General features: G+C 60.5%; 15 protein-coding genes and 2 pseudogenes. 7 read left to right on the top strand and 10 right to left on the bottom strand.

Going from position 1 to position 13,562, the window contains the following annotated elements; all coding sequences use genetic code 11:
• Positions 1-6: 6 nt before the first annotated feature.
• The 5 genes from J3R84_RS19795 to J3R84_RS19775 all read right to left on the bottom strand — a co-directional run bounded on the left by J3R84_RS19795 (position 7) and on the right by J3R84_RS19775 (position 5,432).
• Positions 7-369, bottom strand: a complete 363-nt coding sequence (locus J3R84_RS19795) for a response regulator (RefSeq protein WP_057205942.1) — start codon at positions 367-369, stop codon at positions 7-9.
• Positions 366-3,659: a PAS domain S-box protein gene (locus J3R84_RS19790; RefSeq protein ID WP_225906384.1), complete on the bottom strand. Its 3,294-nt coding sequence runs from the start codon at positions 3,657-3,659 to the stop codon at positions 366-368. Before J3R84_RS19790 ends, J3R84_RS19795 begins: the two co-directional genes overlap by 4 nt.
• A gap of 118 nt (positions 3,660-3,777) precedes the next feature.
• On the bottom strand, positions 3,778-4,848 hold the full coding sequence (locus tag J3R84_RS19785; RefSeq protein WP_203528693.1) for a zinc-binding metallopeptidase family protein: 1,071 nt from the start codon (positions 4,846-4,848) through the stop codon (positions 3,778-3,780).
• A 42-nt stretch (positions 4,849-4,890) separates the two neighbouring features.
• Positions 4,891-5,058 carry a hypothetical protein gene (locus J3R84_RS19780; protein ID WP_225906387.1) on the bottom strand — a complete coding sequence of 56 codons (168 nt, stop codon included), beginning with the start codon at positions 5,056-5,058 and terminating at the stop codon, positions 4,891-4,893.
• 173 nt (positions 5,059-5,231) lie between these two features.
• Positions 5,232-5,432: a CsbD family protein gene (locus J3R84_RS19775; protein WP_107027860.1), complete on the bottom strand. Its 201-nt coding sequence runs from the start codon at positions 5,430-5,432 to the stop codon at positions 5,232-5,234.
• A gap of 204 nt (positions 5,433-5,636) precedes the next feature.
• Between J3R84_RS19775 and J3R84_RS19770 the strand changes: the two genes are divergently transcribed.
• Positions 5,637-6,344 (top strand): DUF421 domain-containing protein, encoded by a 708-nt coding sequence (locus tag J3R84_RS19770; protein ID WP_203528696.1) that lies wholly within the window; start codon positions 5,637-5,639, stop codon positions 6,342-6,344.
• A gap of 95 nt (positions 6,345-6,439) precedes the next feature.
• Entirely contained in the window at positions 6,440-7,123 is a 684-nt protein-coding gene (locus tag J3R84_RS19765; protein WP_225968552.1) for an aspartate/glutamate racemase family protein, read from the top strand.
• A 90-nt stretch (positions 7,124-7,213) separates the two neighbouring features.
• Here J3R84_RS19765 and J3R84_RS19760 read toward each other — a convergent pair whose 3' ends face one another.
• Positions 7,214-8,227, bottom strand: a complete 1,014-nt coding sequence (locus J3R84_RS19760) for a 1-aminocyclopropane-1-carboxylate deaminase (RefSeq protein WP_113567066.1) — start codon at positions 8,225-8,227, stop codon at positions 7,214-7,216.
• A 159-nt stretch (positions 8,228-8,386) separates the two neighbouring features.
• Here J3R84_RS19760 and J3R84_RS19755 point away from each other — a divergent pair, with 159 nt between their 5' ends.
• Positions 8,387-8,851, top strand: coding sequence for an Lrp/AsnC family transcriptional regulator (locus tag J3R84_RS19755; protein ID WP_025429738.1), 465 nt, complete (start codon positions 8,387-8,389; stop codon positions 8,849-8,851).
• Positions 8,852-8,924: 73 nt separating this feature from the next.
• Here the strand turns inward: J3R84_RS19755 and J3R84_RS19750 are convergent, their stop codons facing one another.
• Both J3R84_RS19750 and J3R84_RS19745 read right to left on the bottom strand, forming a co-directional pair.
• The gene (locus J3R84_RS19750; protein WP_203528708.1) at positions 8,925-9,311 is read right to left on the bottom strand and encodes a type II toxin-antitoxin system VapC family toxin; all 387 of its coding nucleotides are present in this window, start codon (positions 9,309-9,311) and stop codon (positions 8,925-8,927) included.
• Positions 9,308-9,421, bottom strand: a complete 114-nt coding sequence (locus J3R84_RS19745) for a type II toxin-antitoxin system VapB family antitoxin (RefSeq protein WP_272502211.1) — start codon at positions 9,419-9,421, stop codon at positions 9,308-9,310. The genes J3R84_RS19750 and J3R84_RS19745 overlap by 4 nt, the downstream gene beginning before the upstream one ends.
• A 41-nt stretch (positions 9,422-9,462) precedes the next feature.
• Between J3R84_RS19745 and repC the strand changes: the two are divergent.
• The 3 genes and pseudogenes from repC to J3R84_RS19730 all read left to right on the top strand — a co-directional run.
• Positions 9,463-9,627 (top strand): annotated as a pseudogene (repC, locus tag J3R84_RS19740) (replication initiation protein RepC); the annotation flags it as partial.
• Positions 9,628-9,761: 134 nt separating this feature from the next.
• A complete protein-coding gene (locus J3R84_RS19735) occupies positions 9,762-10,151 on the top strand; it encodes an antitoxin Xre/MbcA/ParS toxin-binding domain-containing protein (RefSeq protein WP_025429740.1) in 390 nt (129 codons plus the stop codon).
• A complete protein-coding gene (locus J3R84_RS19730) occupies positions 10,148-10,666 on the top strand; it encodes an RES family NAD+ phosphorylase (RefSeq protein ID WP_082555684.1) in 519 nt (172 codons plus the stop codon). Before J3R84_RS19735 ends, J3R84_RS19730 begins: the two co-directional genes overlap by 4 nt.
• Before the next feature lie 219 nt (positions 10,667-10,885).
• Here the strand turns inward: J3R84_RS19730 and J3R84_RS19725 are convergent.
• Positions 10,886-11,620: pseudogene (locus J3R84_RS19725) on the bottom strand (site-specific integrase); the annotation flags it as partial.
• A 192-nt stretch (positions 11,621-11,812) separates the two neighbouring features.
• Here J3R84_RS19725 and J3R84_RS19715 point away from each other — a divergent pair.
• On the top strand, positions 11,813-12,301 hold the full coding sequence (locus J3R84_RS19715; protein WP_057217847.1) for a dihydrofolate reductase: 489 nt from the start codon (positions 11,813-11,815) through the stop codon (positions 12,299-12,301).
• Positions 12,302-12,479: 178 nt separating this feature from the next.
• On the opposite strand, the gene J3R84_RS19710 is transcribed toward J3R84_RS19715, so the two are convergent.
• Complete coding sequence (locus tag J3R84_RS19710) at positions 12,480-13,193, bottom strand: DNA helicase (protein WP_203528698.1); 714 nt, start codon at positions 13,191-13,193, stop codon at positions 12,480-12,482.
• Positions 13,194-13,562: the final 369 nt, after the last annotated feature.

The following is a 13,562-nucleotide window of genomic DNA, read 5'->3' as shown; positions in this document are numbered from 1 at the left end:
TCGGCATCATTTGCCGGCCAGCAGGCCCTCAACTGTGCGGATGAGGTCCCGGCTGTTGAACGGCTTGGAAAGGCGGGGAAGGTTGCGATACTGCTCGGGAAGGTCGGAGGCGGCGTAGCCGGTCAGCAACAGCACCGGAACGCCGCGGGCCAGCAACTCGTCTGCCACGGGATAGACGAACTCACCGTTGAGATTGACATCGAGCGTCGCTGCCTGCGGTGTCTCCCGCTTTGCCGCGGCGATCGAACTGCGCAGGCTGGTGAAGGGGCCGATAACATCGAAACCCGCGGCCTGCAGGTCGTCCTGGATCTGTATCGCCAGCAGATACTCGTCCTCGACAACAAAGACGCTCCGTTGTCCGCCATTCATCGTTCAGCACCTGCGGCGTAGGGCATGTGGATCGTGTACCTCAAACCGCTCTTTGCAAAATCCAGTTCGACGTCGGCGCCGAGGTCGGAGCCGACGACGCGTTCCAGCAGCAGCCGGCCAAAACCGTTTCTGGAAGGCGGGGCGACTACGGGACCACCGGTTTCACACCAGTCGATGTGAAGCGCCTTGTTGGCCCGATCCAGGCTCCAGCTGACGTCGACATGCCCGCTTTCCACCGAAAGCGCGCCATGCTTGGCGGCGTTGGTTGCAAGCTCGTGGGCCGCCATGCCAAGGGCCAGAGCGTGCCGTGGCGAGAGCATGATTGACGGTCCGCCGAAGGAGACGTTGCCGGCGTTTTCGTTCTTGTAGGGCGCAAGCTCATCGCAAAGGATCGTTTCCAGCGAAACGCCGGCCCAGGTTGCTTCCGCGAGCCGGGTATGCGTCTGGGCGAGAGCCCGGATGCGCGCATGAAACGACTGCTCGGCCTCCTTGCGGTCGGGGGTCATGGCGAAGGACTGGCGGGCGATCGAGGTGACGGTCGCGAGCGTGTTCTTGACACGGTGGCTGAGTTCGGCAACCAGCAGATTGCGCTGCGCCTCGGCGTCCTTGCGTTCGGTAATGTCCATGCAGACGCCGGCGAGGCGCAGCGAGGAGGGTCCTGCGCCTTGCAGAAAACGGCCGAACGCCTCCAGCCAGCGAATGGATCCATCGGGGCGGCGGATGCGATAGGATGTGTGGTAGTCCTCGCGCCTTTCGATGGCGGATTGGATCTCAAGCTCGACCATGGCGAGATCATCAGGGTGGATGTCCGCCTTGAAGTCGTCGAGCGTGCCGCCGAAACTGCCCGGCTCTAGCCCGTGAAGTGCTTCGAGGCCCGGCGACCAGATCACCTTACCGGTGTCGAAGTTCCATTCCCAAGCCCCCATCCGGCCGGCTTCGAGCGCCATCTGCAGCCGCCGCTCGCCATCGCGCATCGCCTGTTCGGTCTCCTTGCGCTCGGTGATATCGACGAAAGCGGCAACTGCGCCTTGCGGTATGCCCCAGGCGTCGATCAGCGGCGTGGCATTGCCTAGCAGATGCCGGGACGTGCCGTCGTCAAAGCGGATCTCCTGTTCGAAGCTGCGCACCTCCTCGCCGCGCGCCGCCCGCTGGACCGGCAATTCGTCCGGCGAAAGCAACCTGTCTTGCGAATAGACCTTGAAGTGCGCGGGCCGTTCGCCGGGCGGTGCCGAGAGGGAGGGATTGCTCTCAGGCGGCAGCCGCAGCAGCTCGAACGAGCTTCTGTTGCCGCTGATGACCCGACAATCCGGGGTCCTGGCAATCCAGATCGGCGCCGGGACCGCTTCCATGAGCGCGAGCACCTCCGTCGCCCTGGCGCGTTCCTTTGCCTCGTTGTGCCGCAGCAGATCTTCGGCCCGCCGTCTCGCCTCTTCGGTCCGGATGCGCTGCACGCTGAAGCTCAGCTGGCGCGCGATGGTCTGAGCGAGGTCGACCTCGGAAGCGGCGAAGTGATGCGTCGTGTCGTAGTAGGTCATGAACTTGCCGATCAGTCGGCCCGCCGAGACCAGCGGAATGAAGCCGAGAGCGCCGATGCCTTCGGTTCGAACGGCTGCGCGCAACTCATCCGAGATGTCGGCCAGGCCAATATCTTCGATGAAGATCGGGTTGGGATCCTGCGCCTCCGCGCTCCATGGCGTGTGGCCGTCGACGGCGAGGCGATAGCGTTCCGAAAGTCCGCGGGAGGCGACAAAACGCATGGTGCCGGTCTCGTCGATGAGCAGGATCGATGCCCGGCTGCAGCGCAGCGCCGATTGAATGGCGTCGAGCGCAGCCTCATAGACGGCAGCGATCGACCGCGCACGGTGCACTCGCTCGGTAAACTGATAGAGCGAGGCCTGCTCGCGCAGGCGCTCGGAAAGCACCAGCTCGGCTGCCTTGCGTTCGCTGATATCGCGGGCAATCTTCGAAGCGCCGACGACACGCCCCTCGTTATCGAGGATCGGCGATATCGTCAGCGATATGTCGATGAGGGTGCCATCCTTGCGTTGCCGTCTCGTTTCATAGTGATCGACGCGTTCGCCTTTGCGGATCCGGTCTAGGATTTGCATTTCCTCGTCTTCATGGCCCTTCGGAATGAGGCGCATGATCGGGGTTCCCACCATCTCCTGCACGCTGTATCCGAACAGTGCCTCGGCGCCCCTGTTCCAGCTGGTGACGACGCCGTTCAGGTCCTTGCTGACAATGGCATCATCAGAGGATTCGACGATCGATGCGAGATGGCGGGCGGAAAGCTCGGCAATCCGGCGGCTTTCGCTTTGTTTTTTGCTGTCGGCAAGCAGTCGGGCGTTGTCGATGGCGATGGCCGCTTGGGCGGCGATGGCAACGACGATGTCCTCGGAGCCGCGGGTGAAGACACCCGGTGCGTCATGGCCGAAGAACAATCCCCCGAGCACGGCCCCGGAGCGGGCGATCACCGGAACGGCGAGGTAGCTGACAACGGGCAGATGCCCCGACGGCATGCCGAGATGCGGCTCGCTCAACCCGTAGCGCGGGTCTTTGCGGATATCGTCGCTGCGCACGACCCTTTCGCCGTTGAAGGTCGGCGCGAACACTGCCGTCTTGCGCGGCGGGCCGAATTTTTCGAACGCTTCCCGCGGTGCGCCGGACAGGGTGAAAAGTTGAAAATGCTCACCGGTCTCGTCGACGACATTGTAGAAGAACGCACCGAATTTCGCGCCGCTGAGTTCCGTGGCGCTGTCGGTCACGGTCTGGACAATATGCTCGATATCGAGGTCGCTGGCTAAAAGCCTGGAGATGCGATCGAGCGCCTGAATGCGGTCGGTCTTGGCGCGCAGTTCCTCTTCCGCCGCCTTGTGCTTGCCGATGTCGATGAGGACATTGACGGCGCCGATCATCTCGCCTTCGGCATCGAAGATCGGTGTCGGGTAAGGAAGCACCGCCACCATTGTCCCATCGGGACGCGCGACGGTCAATTCCTTGCCACGAACGGCGCGTTTGCTGAGGAGCGCCTCGGCCATCGGGCATTGATCGGTCGGCAGCACCGTGCCGTCAGGTCGATGCAGGCGCCAACAGACGCACCAGCGGTCCGCATTGAGGCGTGGTTCGCGTCCCGCCAACTCCGCCGCAGCGCGATTGAAATAGGTGACGACCCCGGCCGCATCCGTGGTGTAGATCGCGATCGGAAGGCTGTCGAGGACAGCTCTCGATTCGATCGTCTGCGATCCCGCTGCTCCCGCCAGCGCTGCCGCCAATGCTTCTGCGCCGCTCATAATTCCCTCCGCAAGCGCTTGCTAACGCAGGGCAACGCGGCGCGATGGGATTTTGTTCCGTTTGCATTCTGTCCAACCCGGCTCGGTGATCACGCCCCAGCCTCAAATCCGGAGGCCTTTACCGGCTCGAAGTGGCGGCGCCGAGGATCAGCCGATTGATGAAATCCAGCTTCTGGATAACCGGCTGCGACAGGACGAAGGGATAGCTGTCGGGCTGGCCCATCGACCGCTGGATGGCGTTGAGCGCAACGCTGAGCGGCACCCACGCCTCGACAAGCACGCCTGCGCTCGGCTCCCGATAGGGATCGAAGGGGATTTCGGCCTCGAGCGTATCATGCCCGATCGGATCGAGGACCATGCCGAAGGCGCGCCCGGTCTCCAAGGCGTCGACGATGTGGAAGAGATGGGCCCAGCACTCGGCGAAATCCTCTGACGGATGGGCGCTCGCATAGGGGCTGATGAACCGTTCCTGCCAGTCGTCGGGAGGGCCTTGATAGTAGTGGCGTTGCAGTGCTGCCGCATAGTCCTGTGTCTCATCGCCGAACAGTGCGCGCGCCTCGATCCTTGTCGCCTCGTCAGCGACGAGTTTCTGCCAGTAGAAGTGACCGATCTCGTGGCGAAAGTGCCCGAGCAGCGAGCGGTAAGGCTCGTTCATCGATACTCGCACGCTTTCGCGAACGACGTCCTCCGCCTCGGAGGCGCGCAGACTGATCATTCCATTCTTGTGGCCCGTTCGGGCAGGTACGGTGTTGCCGTAGGTATCGACGGTGTCGGCGAGGAATTCGAACGCCAGCCCGTTCTGCGGATCCTGCTCGCGGGTGGGATGCGGCAGCCGCCAGCGCAACAACGAATAGAACAGATGACGCTGTGCCAGGCCTATTCTGCGCCAGCGCTCAAGGCCGACGCCGTCGATTGTCGGCACGATGGTGTTGTGACGACAGGCGACGCAGTAGCGATCGGGCTGATCGGCCGGCACCAGCCAATGGCAGACATCGATGACGGCATTGTCGCAGAAGCGAGAGGTCCGCGATCCGCCGCCGTGGACCTGCCACAGTCCGTCGTCGAGTGGCACCAGCGCGTGCATCGCCACATCGCCTGGATCGAACCCGAGGGTCGATCCACAGCGCATGCAGCTGCGGTTTTCAAAATGGATCGTCTGACCGCAGGCGCTACACTGGAAGAGCCGCATTCTTTCTCCTTGCAGGGGTTCTCCGGTCTTCGAAAGATGCTCTCATGTACAACGTTTGCGTGCTTTCATGGCGGCATCCAGGGCCTGCCGCGACGGGCCATATTTCTCAAACAAGGGCCGGGCTTCGAGCGGCGGCAGATCATAGGCGCGGATGAATTCGGTCAGATCATAGATCTTGCTCCAGCCGTATACCACGTCTCTCTGAGCCACGGGCCGGTTCTCTTGCACGGGTCTTCCCATCGTTGTCGGATTTCTCCCTGGGGTCATGATGCGGCCACTGTTGCGGCCACGCCAACAACCCGGCTGGCCTGACAAAGTTCCATTTCCGTCGTGCTCTCAGAAAAAAACCCCGCCGGAGCGGGGTTTCTGAAATCGTTGAACGGTCAGAGCTGACGTCCATACCATTCGTCGATATCGCGGCGAGCGCGGTCCTTTTCGATGCCGTAGCGTTCCTGGATCTTGCCTTCGAGCTGATCCCGCTTGCCGGCGATCTGATCGAGGTCGTCGTCGGTGAGCTCGCCCCACTGTTCCTTGACCTTCCCCTTGAACTGCTTCCAGTTGCCTTCAACACGATTCCAATCCATCTGCGGGTCTCCTGACGTTGTGGTTGCACTGATAGGCAAACGCCTCGTGTCGGCTTTGGTTCAATCGTTGGGGCAAAAAGTTCGGAACGGCGATGACGCCGCACGCGCCCGGACCGCACTTTGCTCTCGCCTTTCTCATCCATCGCTACAGATAGAAACGAGCAACAGTTAGCGCCTCCCGGCGCCTTGTGGAGGAGTGTTTCCATGAATGAGCCGTTCGTGGCTTTCGATCTCGGCAGGATGATGATCGGCGACGAGCCGCCGCTTTTCCTGCTTGAGATCGCGCTGAGGACGCTGATCATCTACGCCTACACGCTATTCCTGATCCGATGGATCGGCAGCCGGTCGATCGGCCAGCTCTCGCTGGTGGAGTTCCTGCTGGTGATCGCGCTTGGCTCTGCGGTTGGCGATGCGATGTTCTATCCCGACGTCCCGCTCGTCCATTGCATGGTCGTCATCACCGTGGTCGTGCTGCTGGACAAGTCGTTGAGCTACATCGTTGCTCGCAACCGAAAGCTCGAGGACGTGATCGAGGGCGTCAGTGTCGAGGTGGTGCGCGATGGCGCCATCCTCTGGGAGGCGCTGAAGCGGTTGAACGTCGGCCACGACGAGCTGTTCGAGCAGCTCCGCCTGAAGCAGGTGCGGCATCTCGGGCAGGTGCGGGCCGCTTATTTTGAAACCAACGGGCTGCTGTCGGTCTTCACCTTCGATGAGCCGTCGACCAGGCAGGGGCTGTTGATCGAGCCGCCCTGGGACGTCAGCAAGCCGACGCAGTTCCGGTCCGGATCCGCCGTTCGGGAGAAACGCCGTCTTGCCTGCGTGCAGTGCGCAGAAGTCCTCAAGCTTTCTCCGGGCGAAATGGTGCCGCCTTGTCCACGCTGCGGGGCGGAGCTCTGGCACGAGATCCATTAGCGTGTGTTGCTTGTGCGGCGGCGGATGTGGCAGAAATTAGGATCGCCGAGCTTGAGGTTTGCTCGCAATCGGGAAGGACAAGTGCATTGAAGGTCATGGGACTTATCGGCGGCATGAGTTGGGAAAGCTCTGCCCAATACTATCGTATCGTCAATCAGGAAGTCCGGGCGCGCCTGGGCGGCGTGCACTCGGCCAAGAGCCTGATGTGGTCGATGGATTTCGGGGAGATCGAGCGGTTGCAGCATATTGGCGACTGGTCGGCCCTGACGGGCGAAATGACCGATGCGGCCCGCCGCCTTGAAGCCGGCGGCGCGGATTTCCTGGTGATCTGCACCAACACCATGCACCGGATGGCCGATGCCATATCCGCAGCCGTCTCCATTCCGCTCTTGCATATTGCCGACCCGACGGCGGAGAAGATCAAGGCGCTCGGCCTCAGCCGCGTCGGATTGCTCGGCACGGCCTTCACCATGGAGCAGGATTTCTACAAGGGGCGGCTGATCGAACGGCATGGGCAGGACGTTCTGGTGCCCGGCGAAGAGGACCGGAAAACCGTCCACGACATTATCTACAAGGAGCTCGTTGTCGGCCGTGTCGAGGACGCGTCGCGCGACGCCTACCGTCAGGTCATTCAGCGACTGGTGGAACGCGGCGCCCAGGCGATCATCATGGGCTGCACCGAGATCATGCTGTTGATCTCCCAAGCCGACAGCCCCGTTCCGGTTTTCGACACCACCGAACTCCATGCGCTTGCGGCGGTCGATCGCGCTCTCGCCTGAATTGATGTCCTCTTGTCCACGGCCGGACAGTCCTGCCCGGCCGTAGCGCTCGAAGCGGTGGGTCGAGATACCCGGCGGCCGGCGGAGATATCAGCCGTTGCGGAAGGTGTAGCCGTAGCCGTTGAGCGCTGGGGCGCCGCCGAGGTGGGCATAAAGAACCTTTGATCCCTCGGGAAAATAGCCCTTGCGAACGAGATCGATCATGCCCTGCATCGATTTGCCTTCATAGACGGGGTCGGTGATCATGCCCTCGAGGCGGGCGCAAAGCCGGATCGCCGCCTTAGTCTCGTCGGAGGGCACGCCGTAGACCGGATAGGCATAATCCTCGAGCAGCACCACGTCCTCTTCGGTGAGATCGGTGCCGAGCTCGACCAACTCGGCGGTCCTGCGGGCAATGTCGAGAACCTGTGCTTTTGTCTGCGCCGGGGTGAACGAGGCGTCGATGCCGATGACCTGCCGCTGGCGGCCGTCCTTGGCAAAGCCCACCAGCATGCCGGCATGGGTCGAGCCGGTGACGGTGCAGACGACGATGTAGTCGAACTTGAAGCCAAGCTCTTCCTCCTGCGCACGCACCTCCTCGGCAAAGCCGACATAGCCCAGCCCACCGAACTTGTGCACGGAGGCGCCGGCGGGGATGGCGTAGGGTTTGCCGCCACGCGCTTTCACGTCCTCGATCGCAGCCTCCCAGCTTTGGCGGATGCCGATGTCGAAACCTTCATCGACCATCTGGACCTCGGCGCCCATGATACGGCTGAGCATGATGTTGCCGACGCGGTCGTAGACGGCGTCCTCGTGCGGCACCCAGCTCTCCTGCACCAACCGGCATTTGAACCCGATCTTGGCGGCAACGGCGGCGATCATGCGCGTGTGGTTCGATTGAACGCCTCCGATCGACACCAGCGTATCGGCTCCGGAGCTGAGCGCATCCGGAATGATATATTCCAGCTTGCGCAGCTTGTTGCCGCCGAAGGCGAGGCCGGAATTGCAGTCGTCTCTCTTGGCGTAGATCTCGACCTGACCGCCCAGATGGCCCGAGAGCCGGTCGAGTTTCTCGATTTGCGTCGGCCCGAAGGTGAGCGGGTAACGTTCGAATTTTTCCAGCATGTTGTTCCCTTCCTTCTGTTTTGAAAGTCAGGAAACGCTACCACCCATCACGTGGAAGGTGCTCTCTAATATCATGCAAAGATTTTGCATTTGCCCCGGCAAATTGCATAAGATCACAGATTGCATCCGCATATCACGACAAACAAGGAAGATTCTTCCATGCAAGGTGAACTCGATCGTATCGACCTCAAGATGCTGCGCCTGCTGCAGAAGAACGGCCGGCTGACCAATGCGGAGCTGGCGCAAATGGTCGATGTCAGTGCTGCGACATGCCACCGCCGGACGCAGAGGCTGTTCGAGGAAGGTTACATCAGCAATGTGCGTGCGCTTGTGGCGCCGCAGAAGGTCGATCGCGGCGCGCTGGTCATGGTCGGCGTGGTGCTCGATCGCTCGACGCCGGAGAGTTTTCGCGAATTTGAAAAGGCGGTCGAGAAGCTGAAGTTCATCCTCGACTGTCATCTCGTTGCCGGCGACTTCGACTACTTCTTGAAAATTCGCGTGGGTGACATGGCCGATTTCAATCGGATCCACGGGACGCAGCTGATCGCGCTGCCGGGCGTCCGCCAGACAAGGACGTTCTTCGTGATGAAGGAAGTGGTCGACAACGCCGCCCTCGATTTTTGAACGGTCGGCGCGATCGACCCCGGGCTAGGGGCTCCGCTCACCGTTTGTGTGCGACGACCCCGCTCGTCGTTTGTCATGCTGCCTCTATGTCTGTGCGCGAGAAATCGTCACCATTGAAGAGCAATGGCTCGTTGCGCGACTTGGCCAGCGCATAGGAAAAACAGTCCCCAAAATTCAGGCTCGCCGGGTGCCGGCCCTTGCCAAAGTTGCGCCAGGCACGTCTTGCAATAGCAATCTGTTCCGCGTCGACAGCGACGACTTCGACACTCGCTTTGTAGGGCCATAGATCGAGCTCGGCAGCGCCCGCCTCGCCGAGGCGAGCCTCGATCACGATGGACAGTTCAAGAATTGTCGCAGCTGAAATGAAACGCCGCGGAGCGTCGACTACTTTTTGCTCGTAGGTTTCTGCGTCCGGTTCGTTGAACGCGATCGCAACAATTGCTGATGTGTCGACCATCAGTTGGGAAGGCCGTTTTCGTCATACCCCAAAATCTCATCGGCAGAGCGCTTATCCAGCACCGGGAGCTTCGCCCAGCGTTTACGGCTCGCCGCCAGTTCCTCGAGAAGCACTTCGCGATTTCCGGCATTTGCGAGGCGCCGCAGCCGCTCTTGCGGCCGCGACGATGGCCTGCATTCTCGAGAGGGCAGGGCACATCAACTCGGCCGGCGGTTATCTTCGCAATCTGACGGACAAGGCGCGGCGAGGGGAGTTTTCGCTCGGACCGGTGCTGATGGCTCTATTGCGGGCGAACCCGGTGATTGCTCGAAGCGCCTAGCGAACGGCTCTTTGGAGGGCAGCAACCTGAAGCTTCTCGCTACCCCGGCGAATCTGTCGTAGTCGCTTGCGTTGTCGCCAATAGAGTCATATATTTTGCACAATAAATGAGTTACTCGATATGGCGGAATGATCATGCCTCAGGTTCTGAAATCTCTAGAGCAAAGCGGTCCCCTGGTCCTGTCCTATATGGATCGCTCGGGAAAGATCGCTGTGGAACGGGTCGCAACCGGCTTCGGCATGTCTAAGAGCCAGTTGGCCGAGACGGCGGGCCTAGCCCGCGAAACGCTGTATAGAAGCGAGCGTAGCCTGGGCGCGAAAACGCAGAGTCGCCTTCGGGAAATGCTGGAGATTATCAGTCGCGTCTCAGATTGGGCCGGTGGTAAGGAGCAAGCAATGGCTTGGTACCGGGCTCAACCTCTACCAGCTTTTGGCGGGCGTACGCCCGAGGCTCTCGTAAAAGACGGCAAGGCCGCGGCGGTGCGAGATTACCTCGATCATATGGCCCTAGGGGGCTTCGCTTGAGGTTTGTGGGCAATTGTTACCGTGCGCACGATCCACGCTGGGCTTTCAAACCGGTTTCAGGAGATGGCGCGGCTATAAGGGGCGCGCGGTTCAACCCAAAAGGCGTGCGGGCTCTCTATCTCGGCCTCAGTGTCATGACGGCGATTAAGGAAGCCAATCAAGGATTTGCTCATCGTATCGACCCCTGCGTACTTTGTTCCTACGATGTCGACTGTGATGACATCGCGGACCTTACTTCTGACGTTGGTCGGGCCGCGAATAGTGTTTCGGTGGAGGAAATGGCCTGCAGTTGGGCCACCGCGCTTTCCGAAGGAAGGAGGCCCCCATCCTGGTCGATATACGATCGACTGAAGGCGAGGGGTACGGCAGGCATCATAGTACCCAGTTTTGCGCCTGGCTCCGAAGAGGGAGATCGAAACCTGGTGCTTTGGAACTGGGGCCCCAGCCTGCCTCATAAAGTGCAAGTACATGACCCAAGTGGTCGGCTTCCGAAGGATCAGCTGTCCTGGGATTAGGCGCATCGGCGCAATAAGCACGAGCCCTTTACGACTGCGGCTTGTTCTTGCAGCCATGATACGTCGGCTCTACTGTGCTTACAGCAAAGGTAAGCAACCAAGACCCGGAATTAGCCGGACGTTGCGCGGCGGCAATCAAGGTGAGATTCGTCTCATCCTGATCGTCGCGCTATACCGGACGTCCAGGACCACACGCCTCCGCCGGTATGACCGGCGCTTTCAGGTGATCAGCCGGGCGGCGCGCCCCTGTTTGCGTTCCACGTCATTGTAATAGCGAGCGGCCTGCGTCACCGACTTGTGCAGCGACTGCTGCATGGCTTCAGGGAGCGGGATGCCCCGATTTGCTGCCTCGGTCAGATAGCCTGACCGCAACCCATGCGCCGAAAACAATGTCGGGTCGAGCCCGGCATGTTTGCAGCGGCCCTTCAGGATCAGGTTGACCGACTGCGGCGTCAGCGCCCGCTGGTCGATATTCCCCCATTGGTCAATGCGTCGGAACACCGGCCCCTCTTCGATATTGGCTTCCTCCAGCCAACGTTTCAGCGCAACCACTGGCCGGCCGATCAGCAGCACATGTTCGTCGTCGTCACTCGTCGTCGTCTTCGTGCGGCCGAGCCGGATCGACAGGCAGGGGAGGGGAGGGGATTTCTCGTCGTTTGGATCTGTCCGGACCGGGTCCTCATCGTTGAGATCCTCAACGCGCATCGCCGCCACTTCTGATCGGCGCCGTCCGCCGGAGGCGAACGCGGCCAGAAGCAGTGCACGATCGCGTAGATCGACCAGACGCTCGCCGGCACACGCGAGCAGAAGCTTCGCCAGGATATCGCCCGTGACCGCCTTTTTGCTCTTGCGTTGCCGCGGCCGTGCACTGGCGCGAACGGCCAGTCGCAGGGCGGATTTTAGCGAAGGGCGGTCAAAGGAACCGACGAGGCCTCGCCAACGGGTGAGAAATGCGGTTTCGTGGTCGAAGGACGAGAGCGGGAAACTGCTTTCGTGAATGGGATGTGGCATGACGACCTCATGATGGGTCAGCGGAACAACGATGCCCGGCAGTTTCGCGCCAATAGCCGTCATGACCGTTGCAGCCAAGTACGGAATCTAAAACGGTCTTGACCCAACGGGCACGGGACGTAGGAAGGGACAGCCATGAAGCCAATCGTTCTTGTCGCAGCAATGGATGCCGCCCGTGCAATTGGGCGCGGCAACGAGATTCCGTGGCATATTCCCGGAGAACAAAAGCGCTTCAAGGAACTGACAATGGGCAAGGCTTTGATCATGGGGCGTATGACCTATGCGTCGCTTCCCCGGCCGCTTCCAGGAAGGCATTGCATCGTGCTCTCCCGCACGGCTGCAGATGATACACCCAACGTACATTCTGCTGTGTCCGTCGAGGAGGCTCTTTCGCTTGCCTCAGCCTTGCCGGGTTCGGAGATCACCATCGGGGGAGGCCAACAGGTTTACGAGCTTTTTCTTCCGCTTGCGGATCGTATTCATCTGACTGTGCTCAAAGCGCCATTCGGCGGCGACCGCCATTTTCCCCTCATACCTGACGATAAATTTGCGATTTCCGAATCAGAGCAAGTTGATGGCCCTGTTCCCTATAAATGCCTTACGTTCGTACGCCGCGCAGCTTGAGAGTTTGCGGAAGACAGTTCAACCGAAGACGACGGCGGTCGCTTGAGTGAACGTCGACTACCCGCTAGCGAGTTCGATGCCGCTCTGGGCCGAACAGCGACGACCGCCTCGGCCGAATCGCGTCAGGAGCGGACTTTAGAGGAGACTTGCCGCGACCAGATAAGGTCACGGCAAGCAATCAGGCGACGTCTTGTAGCTGCGCTTCGCCGTTGTGAAGGAAGCATGCCTTGTTGAAAAGGCCGAGATCGACAAAGTTTGGAAGACGAATATCGCGAATGTCGGGAAGGCGTTTGCTTTCGGTGTCAAACGACCTGTCGATCTGCGAAATGAACGCCAGAACAACACCGGATCGTCGCGCGAAATCTCCGAGGGTCTGTACCTGTTCGGAAAGAACAGGCTTGCTCCGCTGCTGATCGAGTAACTGAAGATAGTCGATTACAGCAACTGTTCCCGGCTCCGATCCCGACATGTACTGGATGATGTAGTCCGCACTGATTTCATCAGCGGTAACAACCTGCACTCCATCGGCAACACTGCCACCATCCCCTTCTAGTGTTCTGAGGTGCTTCCTGGCCTGTTGCTCTGTGAATTCTAATGTGAACAACGACGCCCTGCGATCATCTCGGGCTGCGTCAATCAGAAGCTGAAGACCGAGCGTGGTCTTGCCATGCCCAGGACGACCCGCGAGTAGCAGCAGGTCGCCGTTATCCAGGCGCGACAGTATCGTTCCGGAAAGCGTCCCGGAAGACATCCGAGACGACAGCAGGCTCCACCTTGCAAACCCCTCTTCTCGCGCAATCTGGTCTAATGCTTCGTTCAGGGGAACGTTGTTACTGCGTGCCATCAACTTGGCCCGACGTTTAAGTTGAAATATCGGTGCAGAAAGCTTCATCAAAGACCTCCATTGCGAGCCGAAACGCAACCCCTCCTAATGCGATGCTCGAACAGATGGCCCGATGATTTAGCCTCAACCCTACATGTGCGATGCTTTCCCGAAAGGAGGGGGGAGGCTTGGGTCGAGCCTGCAGTTATTACCTAACGAGCTGCGTGATTCGCGGCAAGCGATCACGACCGCTAAGGGCCGAAAGCAGAAATATGAGTTAGCTCTTACAGACGCCGTCATTCGGGGTGTTGGATATTTGCGGCGTGAAGAGTCTTGACTGAGGCGCATACGTCGGCACGGTGGCGGCGATACCCTTTCTCAGCGTCCCGCATCAGCTGGTAAGGGGCGGCCGGTTTGTGCCTATATGGTCTCTTTTCC

Source organism: Ensifer canadensis, from assembly GCF_017488845.2.
In the GTDB taxonomy this organism is placed as follows: domain Bacteria; phylum Pseudomonadota; class Alphaproteobacteria; order Rhizobiales; family Rhizobiaceae; genus Ensifer; species Ensifer canadensis.
Note: the sequence above shows the minus strand (reverse complement) of the source record. Positions and strands in the feature narration are given on the sequence as shown.

Coding starts and splice junctions, on each gene's coding strand:
- J3R84_RS19715 (WP_057217847.1), top strand. CDS start 11,813: ATGAAGCCAATCGTTCTTGTCGCAGCAATGGATGCCGCCCGTGCAATT.
- J3R84_RS19735 (WP_025429740.1), top strand. CDS start 9,762: ATGCCTCAGGTTCTGAAATCTCTAGAGCAAAGCGGTCCCCTGGTCCTG.
- J3R84_RS19760 (WP_113567066.1), bottom strand. CDS start 8,227: ATGCTGGAAAAATTCGAACGTTACCCGCTCACCTTCGGGCCGACGCAA.
- J3R84_RS19790 (WP_225906384.1), bottom strand. CDS start 3,659: ATGAGCGGCGCAGAAGCATTGGCGGCAGCGCTGGCGGGAGCAGCGGGA.
- J3R84_RS19785 (WP_203528693.1), bottom strand. CDS start 4,848: ATGCGGCTCTTCCAGTGTAGCGCCTGCGGTCAGACGATCCATTTTGAA.
- J3R84_RS19770 (WP_203528696.1), top strand. CDS start 5,637: ATGAATGAGCCGTTCGTGGCTTTCGATCTCGGCAGGATGATGATCGGC.
- J3R84_RS19755 (WP_025429738.1), top strand. CDS start 8,387: ATGCAAGGTGAACTCGATCGTATCGACCTCAAGATGCTGCGCCTGCTG.
- J3R84_RS19710 (WP_203528698.1), bottom strand. CDS start 13,193: ATGAAGCTTTCTGCACCGATATTTCAACTTAAACGTCGGGCCAAGTTG.
- J3R84_RS19765 (WP_225968552.1), top strand. CDS start 6,440: ATGGGACTTATCGGCGGCATGAGTTGGGAAAGCTCTGCCCAATACTAT.
- J3R84_RS19795 (WP_057205942.1), bottom strand. CDS start 369: ATGAATGGCGGACAACGGAGCGTCTTTGTTGTCGAGGACGAGTATCTG.
- J3R84_RS19775 (WP_107027860.1), bottom strand. CDS start 5,432: ATGGATTGGAATCGTGTTGAAGGCAACTGGAAGCAGTTCAAGGGGAAG.